Annotated in this window: 7 protein-coding genes; 2 read left to right on the top strand and 5 right to left on the bottom strand. The window is 74.9% G+C overall.

Annotated elements, in window-relative coordinates; all coding sequences use genetic code 11:
• Positions 1-161: 161 nt before the first annotated feature.
• The 5 genes from ACRYR9_RS08930 to trpS form a co-directional block, all read right to left on the bottom strand.
• Positions 162-1,178 carry a LacI family DNA-binding transcriptional regulator gene (locus ACRYR9_RS08930; protein ID WP_432495940.1) on the bottom strand — a complete coding sequence of 339 codons (1,017 nt, stop codon included), beginning with the start codon at positions 1,176-1,178 and terminating at the stop codon, positions 162-164.
• A 43-nt stretch (positions 1,179-1,221) separates the two neighbouring features.
• Positions 1,222-1,458, bottom strand: a complete 237-nt coding sequence (locus tag ACRYR9_RS08925; protein ID WP_432495937.1) for an SCO4848 family membrane protein — start codon at positions 1,456-1,458, stop codon at positions 1,222-1,224.
• Between the two features lie 66 nt (positions 1,459-1,524).
• A complete protein-coding gene (locus ACRYR9_RS08920; protein ID WP_432495935.1) occupies positions 1,525-2,622 on the bottom strand; it encodes a YihY/virulence factor BrkB family protein in 1,098 nt (365 codons plus the stop codon).
• Positions 2,623-2,638: 16 nt separating this feature from the next.
• Positions 2,639-3,145, bottom strand: a complete 507-nt coding sequence (locus ACRYR9_RS08915) for a 2'-5' RNA ligase family protein (RefSeq protein ID WP_432495954.1) — start codon at positions 3,143-3,145, stop codon at positions 2,639-2,641.
• 71 nt (positions 3,146-3,216) lie between these two features.
• The gene (gene trpS / locus ACRYR9_RS08910; protein ID WP_432495932.1) at positions 3,217-4,251 is read right to left on the bottom strand and encodes a tryptophan--tRNA ligase; all 1,035 of its coding nucleotides are present in this window, start codon (positions 4,249-4,251) and stop codon (positions 3,217-3,219) included.
• 62 nt (positions 4,252-4,313) lie between these two features.
• Here trpS and ACRYR9_RS08905 point away from each other — a divergent pair, with 62 nt between their 5' ends.
• Positions 4,314-6,344 carry a beta-galactosidase gene (locus ACRYR9_RS08905; RefSeq protein ID WP_432495929.1) on the top strand — a complete coding sequence of 677 codons (2,031 nt, stop codon included), beginning with the start codon at positions 4,314-4,316 and terminating at the stop codon, positions 6,342-6,344.
• Positions 6,345-6,443: 99 nt separating this feature from the next.
• A complete protein-coding gene (locus ACRYR9_RS08900) occupies positions 6,444-7,658 on the top strand; it encodes a pyridoxal phosphate-dependent aminotransferase (protein ID WP_432495951.1) in 1,215 nt (404 codons plus the stop codon).
• Positions 7,659-7,753: the final 95 nt, after the last annotated feature.

Raw genomic sequence — 7,753 nt, 5'->3', positions numbered from 1 at the left:
CCCCCCCCCCCCCCCCCCCCCCCCCCCCCCCCCCCCCCCCCCCCCCCCCCCCCCCCCCCCCCCCCCCCCCCCCCCCCCCCCCCCCCCCCCCCCCGGGGATGGGGCTGGGGTGGGGTGGCGAGGGGGCGAGGGGGGCGAGAGGAGGGGTGGAGCTCGGTGGGTCAGGAGGTGGCGCGCTGCACCAGGGCGGTGGGGACCACGACGGGGGTGGGGACCCCCGCACCGTCGATCACCGACAGCAGCATGCGGGCCAGCTCCCGGCCCATCTCCACGACCGGCTGGCGCACGGTCGTCAGCGGCGGGGTGGCGGCGGAGGCCAGCGGGGCGTCGTCGAACCCGACGACGCGCACCCGCCCCGGCACCGCCATCCCCGCGGCGGCCAGCGCCTGCAGGACGCCGGCGGCCATGAGGTCGTTCGCGGCGAACACCCCGTCCAGGTCCGGGACCCGGGCGAGCAGCGCCTCGGTGGCCGCACGCCCGCCGGCGACCGTGAAGTCGCCGCTCTCGGCCAGCTGCGCGCTGAAGCGGTGCCGCCGGGCCTCCAGCTCCTCGCGGAAGCCCGCCAGGCGGTCGTGCCCCACCCGCATGTCCATCGGGCCGGTGACGGTGACGACGCGGCGGCAACCGCGCTCGATCAGGTGCCGGGTGGCGGTGCGGGCACCGCCGACGTTGTCGGCGGACACGTACGGCACCGTGGAAGCCGGGTCCAGCGGCTGACCGGACATCACCACGGGGATCCCGGCGTCGGCCAGGTGCTGCGGCAGCGGGTCGCGCCCGTGCACCGAGACGAGGATCGCCCCGTCCACGTGACCGCCGCGGGCGTAGCGCTCGAAGCGCTCCCGCTCGCGCGCCGTGGAGAGCACCACCAGCACCAGCTGCACCTCCCGCTCCGCCAGCTGCGCCTGCGCGCCGGTGAGCACCAGCGGGAAGTACGAGTCGTTGAAGAAGCGCTCCACCGGCTCCACGACCACGAGGGCCACCGACCCGCTGCGACGGGTCACGAGCGAGCGGGCCGCCTGGTTGGGCACGTACGACAGCTCGGAGGCGGCGCGCAGCACGGCCTCGCGGGCCGCGGGGCTGACCCGTTCCGAACCCGACAGCACCCGCCCGGCGGTGGCGCGGGAGACGCCGGCGAGGGCGGCGACGGACTCCAGGGTCGGTGCGCTCGCGCTCGGCACGGCTCCTCCAGCTCTCGGGGCCCCGGCGGGCCGTCGGGTCGGGTCAGGTGCGGGGGTGGCGGCGCGCCCCGCGCAGCCCGCGGACCCCGATGGCCGCGATGGCCGTGCCCAGCGCGAGGCTGACGACGACGAGCACCAGGTGCACCAGGAAGAAGGGCTGCGGGCCGTCCTCGAACGAGCGGGGGTCGTTCCAGATGTTGCGCAGGAAGTTGGGCCAGATGAACCAGCTCCACACCCCGAACGCGACGAGGAACCAGCTGGTGCGCGCCGAGAGGACCACGGCCCCATCCTCGCAGAGCCCGTGCGCGGACCGGATCACCCGTGGCCGGTCCCCGCCCGCGGCGGTTCAGCGGTGGCGCAGCCCCCGCAGCGCCCGGCGCGCCGCCACCAGGGCCCCGGCGCCCAGGGTCCCGACGGCGAGCGCGGAGGCCACCTGCTCGCGCCCGCGCCCGGTGCGGTCCTCCTCGGCGGGGTGGTCGGCCGGCAGCGGCCCCAGCGGCACCTTGTACTCGGCGACGACGCGCTCCAGCAGCGTGCCGGCGTCCTCGGCCACGGTGGCGGCCCACGCCGCGGCCAGCAGGATGAGCCGGCCGATGAGGTTCATGAGCACCAGCAGCACGACGATGCTGGCAGCGGCGCCGAGGAAGGCGTTGTCCTGCGCGCTCCTGCTGGCGATGCCGGTGCCGAACTGCTTGAGCAGCCCGATGCCGATCCCGCCGAGGACGGCGCCGGAGAGCAGGTGGCGCAGCGGCACGTCGGCGCCGGGCAGCACCCGGAAGACCGCGAGGAAGGTGCAGGTGTCGATGCAGAAGGCGACGAGGAAGCCTGCCGCGGTGAGCAGCCCCTCACCGGCCGCGGTGCTCTGCACGTCGAACAGCCCCAGCAGCCACTCCCCCGCCCCGCGGGTCAGGACCACCGACGTCACGCTCAGCGCCACGCCCAGCCCGATGACGACGAGCACGACGAGGTCGCGCAGCTTCAGCAGGACGGGGTTGCCGGCGCGCGCGTCCTCCCCGAAGGCGGCGCGGATCCCCTGGCGCATGCCGTCGATCCAGCCCAGGCCGGTGAACAGCAGCGTGCCCAGGGAGGCGAGCAGGCCGATGGTGAGGGTGGTGTCGTCGAGGTAGTCGTCGATGTAGATGCCGCCGGTGGCCTCACCGCCCGCCGGCGTCGAGCCGGCGTGCACCAGGCCGGGCAGGTAGTCGTCCACGCCCTCGACGAGGTTGCGCACGACGTAGTCGCGCACCTCGGGGAACCCCTGCATGGTGAAGCCCAGCAGCGTCAGCGCCACCGCGAGCGCGGGGAAGACGGAGAAGAACGCGAAGTAGGCGATGCCGCCGGCCAGCACGTTGCCGCGGGCGTCGCTGTAGCGCTGGTAGGCGCGCCCCGGGTGGGTGGCCTTGAAACGGGCGAGGAGGCCCTGGACCCGCTGAACGACGCCCACCGGTGCTGGGACTCCTCTACGGTGCGGTGAAGCCGAAGTCCTCCCGTGGCCGCCAGACGCCGTCGGCGCCGTGCTCGTAGAGGCTGAACCCCTTCACGGTGAAGGTGGCCTCCCAGTCCCGCAACACGAGCTCGGCGCGGTCCAGGGACCGTTCGGGCACGTCGTGGGCGACGGTGACGTGCGGGTGGTACGGGAAGGACAGCTCCCGGCTCAGCGGCCCGCGCCGCACCTGGCCCTGCAGCAGCTCGCACTCGGAGATGCCCCGGGTGACCTGCACGAACACCACGGGCGAGACGGGCCGGAACGTCGCGGTGCCGCGCAGGTGCACCTCGAAGGGGGCGTGCAGCGCCGCGGTGCGCCCCAGGTGCCGGCGCACCGCGTCCAGGGCGTCGGCCCGCAGCTCGCTGGGCGGCAGCAGGGTGATGTGCGGCGGCACGGCGTGGGCGAGGGGGTCGCCGAAGTCGGCGCGCCACGCCGTCAGCTGCTCGGCGTAGGGGTCCGGGACGGGGATGGACACGCCGATGGTGCGCGTGCCGGTGCGCCCGGCGGTCCCGGGGCGGCCGAGCGCCGCCCGGGCCCCGCCTCCCGGGACGCTCACCGCCGGCGGCCCACGAGCCCCACCCGGTCGTAGACGCGGGCCAGGGTCTCCTCGGCGATCGCGTTCGCCCGCTCGGCGCCGCGGGCGAGGACCTCGTCCAGCGCGCCGGGGTCCGCCGCGAGCTGCCGCGCGCGCTCGCGCACGGGGGTCAGGGCGTCGGTGACGACCTCGGCGAGCTCCTTCTTCAGGTCGCCGTAGCCGCGGCCGGCGAAGTCGGCCTCCAGCTGGGCGATGCTGCGCCCGGACAGCGCCGAGTGGATGGACAGCAGGTTGGACACCCCGGCCTTCTCGGCGGGGTCGTAGCGCACCTCGCGGCCGGTGTCGGTGACGGCCGAGCGGATCTTCTTGGCCGTGACCGCGGCCTCGTCCATGACGTCCACGATGCCGTTCGGCGAGGACGAGGACTTGCTCATCTTCGACCCCGGTTCCTGCAGGTCGTAGATCTTGGCCGTCTCCTTGAGGATGTACGGCTCGGGCACGGTGAAGGTGGCGCCGTAGCGGCTGTTGAAGCGCTGGGCGAGGTCTCGCGTCAGCTCCAGGTGCTGGCGCTGGTCCTCGCCGACGGGGACCTCGGCGGCCTGGTAGAGCAGGATGTCGGCGGCCATGAGCACCGGGTAGGTGAAGAGCCCCACTGTGGTGCCCTCGGCGCCCTGCTTGGCGGACTTGTCCTTGAACTGGGTCATGCGGCCGGCCTCGCCGAAGCCGGTGAGGCAGCTGAGCACCCACGCCAGCTCGGCGTGGGCGGGCACGTGGCTCTGCACGAACAGCGCCGAGCGCTCGGGGTCCACGCCCGCGGCGACGTACTGCGCGGCGGTGATGCGAGTGCGCTCGCGCAGGGCCGCGGGGTCCGGGCCGACGGTCAGGGCGTGCAGGTCGACGACGCAGTAGAGCGCCTCGTGGGTCTCCTGCAGGGCCACCCACTGCTTGAGCGCGCCGAGGTAGTTGCCCAGGTGCAGCGAGCCGGAGGTCGGCTGCATCCCCGACAGCAGGCGCGGGCGCGCCCCCGTCCCCTGCGCTGGTGACTGCTCCATGCCTCCATCCTGCCAGCCGCGCAGCGGTTGACCCGCCGTGGGGCGAGGGCCAGGCTGCGGGCGTGCGCGACTGGATCACCGGGCCGGGACTGGCCTTCGGAGCCGACTACAACCCCGAGCAGTGGCCGGAGGCGGTGCGCGCCGAGGACGTGCGCCTGATGCGCGAGGCCGGCGTGACGCTGGTCTCGGTCGGCATCTTCGCCTGGGGCCTGCTGGAGCCCGAGCCGGACCGCTTCGAGACGGGCTGGCTGGAGCGCGTCCTGGACGACCTGCACGCCGGCGGGGTGGGCGTGGACCTGGCCACGGCGACGGCCTCGCCGCCGGCGTGGCTCTCGCAGCGCCACCCCGAGGTGCTGCCGGTGGACCGCGAGGGCCGGCGGGTGGTCTTCGGCTCCCGGCAGAGCTGGTGCCCCTCCTCCCCCGTCTACCGCGAGCGCTCCCTGCGGCTGGTGGAGGAGCTGGCCACGCGCTTCGGCGGCCACCCGGCGCTGCGGATGTGGCACGTGAGCAACGAGCTGGGCTGCCACAACGCCCGCTGCTACTGCGACGTCAGCGCCACGGCCTTCCGCCGCTGGCTGACCGGGCGGTACGGCGACGCGGCGGCGCTGAACGAGGCGTGGGCGACGGCGTTCTGGAGCCAGCACTACACCTCCTTCGAGCAGGTGCAGGTGCCGGCCCTGTCCAGCTCCTTCCCCAACCCCGCGCAGGCGCTGGACTTCGCCCGCTTCAGCTCCGAGGAGCTGCTGGGCCAGCACCTGGCGGAGAAGGAGGTGCTGCGCCGGCTGACCCCGGACGTGCCGGTGACGACGAACTTCATGGTCTCGGCCGGGCTGGGCGGCATGGACTACGGCCGCTGGGCGCTGGAGCAGGACGTCGTCTCCAACGACCACTACCTGCTGCACACCGGGCCCACCGCGGTGGCCGACCCGCGCGCGGAGCTGGCGTTCTCCGCGGACCTGACCCGCGGGGCGGCGCGCGGGCCGTGGCTGCTGATGGAGCACTCCACGAGCGCGGTGAACTGGCAGCCGGTCAACCCGGCCAAGGCGCCCGGGGAGACGGTGCTGGACTCGCTGGCGCACGTGGCGCGCGGCGCGGACGGGGTGTGCTTCTTCCAGTGGCGCGCCTCCGCGGGCGGCGCTGAGCAGTGGCACTCGGCGATGGTGCCGCACGCCGGGGAGGACTCCGAGCGCTTCCGCGAGGTCGTCGAGCTGGGCGCGCTGCTGGGCCGCCTCGGCGACGTGCGCGGCGCGGCCGTGGAGGCCGACGTGGCGGTGCTGGTGGACTGGGTCAGCGCCTGGGCGATGGAGGCGCCGACCCTGCCGTCGGAGCGGGTGGGCCCGGTGGACGTGGCCCGCACCGCGCACCGGCTGCTGCGCGCCGCGCAGGTCGGGGTGGACGTGGTGCCGGTGGGCGCGCACCCGGACGACCTCGCGCAGGCGCTGGGGCGCTACCGGGTCGTCGTGGTGCCGACCCTGTACCTGTGCGACGACGCCACGGCCGCGGCGGTGCGGGCCGCCGCCGAGGGCGGCGCGCAGGTGCTGGTGACGTACTTCTCCGGGGTCGTCGACGAGCACGTGCGGGTGCGCCTGGGCGGGTACCCGGGGGCGTTCCGCGACCTGCTGGGCGTGCGCGTGGAGGAGTTCCACCCGCTGCTGGAGGGCGTGGCCACGGAACTGGACGACGGCTCGCTGGGCGACGTGTGGTCGGAGCTGACCACCGTCGCCGAGGACGTGGAGGTGCTGGCCCGCTACGCCGACGGCGCGGTCGCCGGGTGCGCCGCGCTCACCCGGCGCGAACTGCCGGGCGGTGGCGCGGCCTGGTACCTGGGCACGCTGCCCGACGACGAGGCGTTCGCCGGGCTGCTGCGGCAGGTGTGCGAGGCGGGCGGCGTGCAGCCGGTGGCGCAGGCCTCCGGGCCGGTGGACGTGCAGCGCCGCCGCCGGGCCGACGGCACCTCCTTCCTGTTCGCGCTGAACCACGGCGACGAACCCGGCACCGTGCGCGCCAGCGGCCTCGACGAGGTCTCCGGCGAGGAGGTGGACGGCGTGCTCGACCTGGACCCGGGCCAGAGCGCCGTCGTGCGCGAGCGCTGAGACCACCGGGCCCCCACCGGACCGGCACGCCTCCCCCGCGCGGCCCCCACGGCGATGCGCTGGGGGAGCCGCGCGGCGCGGTGGCAGGATGGCCGCGTGGTGAACCTGGGTCAGTCACGAAAGCTCGCCGACGTCCTCTACGACGTGCGCGGTCCCGCCCTGACGCGGGCCCACGAGCTGGAGCAGGCCGGGCACCGCGTCCTGAAGCTCAACATCGGCAACCCCGCCCCGTTCGGTTTCGAGGCCCCGCCGGAGCTGCTGGAGGACATCATCGCGAACCTCCCGGTGGCGCAGGGCTACAGCGACAGCAAGGGGCTGCTGTCGGCGCGCCGGGCGGTGGTGCAGCACGCCGAGTCCAAGGGCATCACCGGCGTGGACGTCGACGGCGTCTACATGGGCAACGGCGTCAGCGAGCTCATCGTCATGGCGATGCAGGCGCTGCTGGACGAGGGCGACGAGGTCCTCGTGCCCGCCCCGGACTACCCGCTGTGGACGGCGGCGGTCAGCCTGGCGGGCGGCCGGCCGGTGCACTACCTGTGCGACGAGTCCGCCGACTGGTCCCCGGACGTGGAGCACCTGCGCTCGAGGGTGACCCCGCGCACCAAGGCGCTGGTGCTCATCAACCCGAACAACCCCACCGGTGCGGTGTACGGCCCGGAGGTGCTGCGCGAGGTGCTCGCCGTCGCGCGCGAGCACGGCCTGCTCGTCCTGTCCGACGAGATCTACGAGAAGGTCCTCTACGACGGCGCCACCCACGTCTCGACGGCGGCGCTCGCCCCGGACCTGATGTGCCTGACGTTCAACGGGCTGTCCAAGGCGTACCGGGTGGCGGGTTTCCGCTCCGGCTGGATGGTCGTCTCCGGCCCCACCGGCCACGCCCGCGGGTACGTCGAGGGCCTGGACCTGCTGGCGAACATGCGCCTGTGCGCGAACGTGCCCGCGCAGCACGCGGTGCAGGCCGCGCTGGGCGGGCACCAGTCGATCAACGACCTCGTGCTGCCCGGCGGACGGCTGGCCGAGCAGGCGCGGCGCACCTGGGAACTGCTCAACGAGATCCCCGGCGTCAGCTGCGTGCGTCCGCGCGGTGCGCTGTACTGCTTCCCGCGCCTGGACCCGGAGGTCCACCGCGTCGAGGACGACTACCAGCTGATCTGCGACCTGCTGGAGCAGCAGCACGTCCTGGTGGTGCAGGGCACCGGGTTCAACTGGCCCAAGCCCGACCACTTCCGGATCGTCACGCTGCCGCGGGTGGAGGACCTGGAGATGGCGGTGGGACGCATCGCGGAGTTCCTGGGGAACCGCGCCCGCGCCTGATCCGGGAGGGCGGAAAACTCCTTGCGGCCCGCCGCCGGGCGGGTGCACCGTCGTGGTGTCCTGCCGTCGAGCCGAGGAGGCCCCGGGTGCTCGTC

It is taken from the genome of Kineococcus auxinigenes (assembly GCF_050871525.1).
Classification (GTDB): Bacteria; Actinomycetota; Actinomycetes; order Actinomycetales; family Kineococcaceae; genus Kineococcus.
The sequence above is the reverse complement of the archived record's forward strand: the minus strand, read 5'-3'. Positions and strand labels throughout refer to the sequence as shown.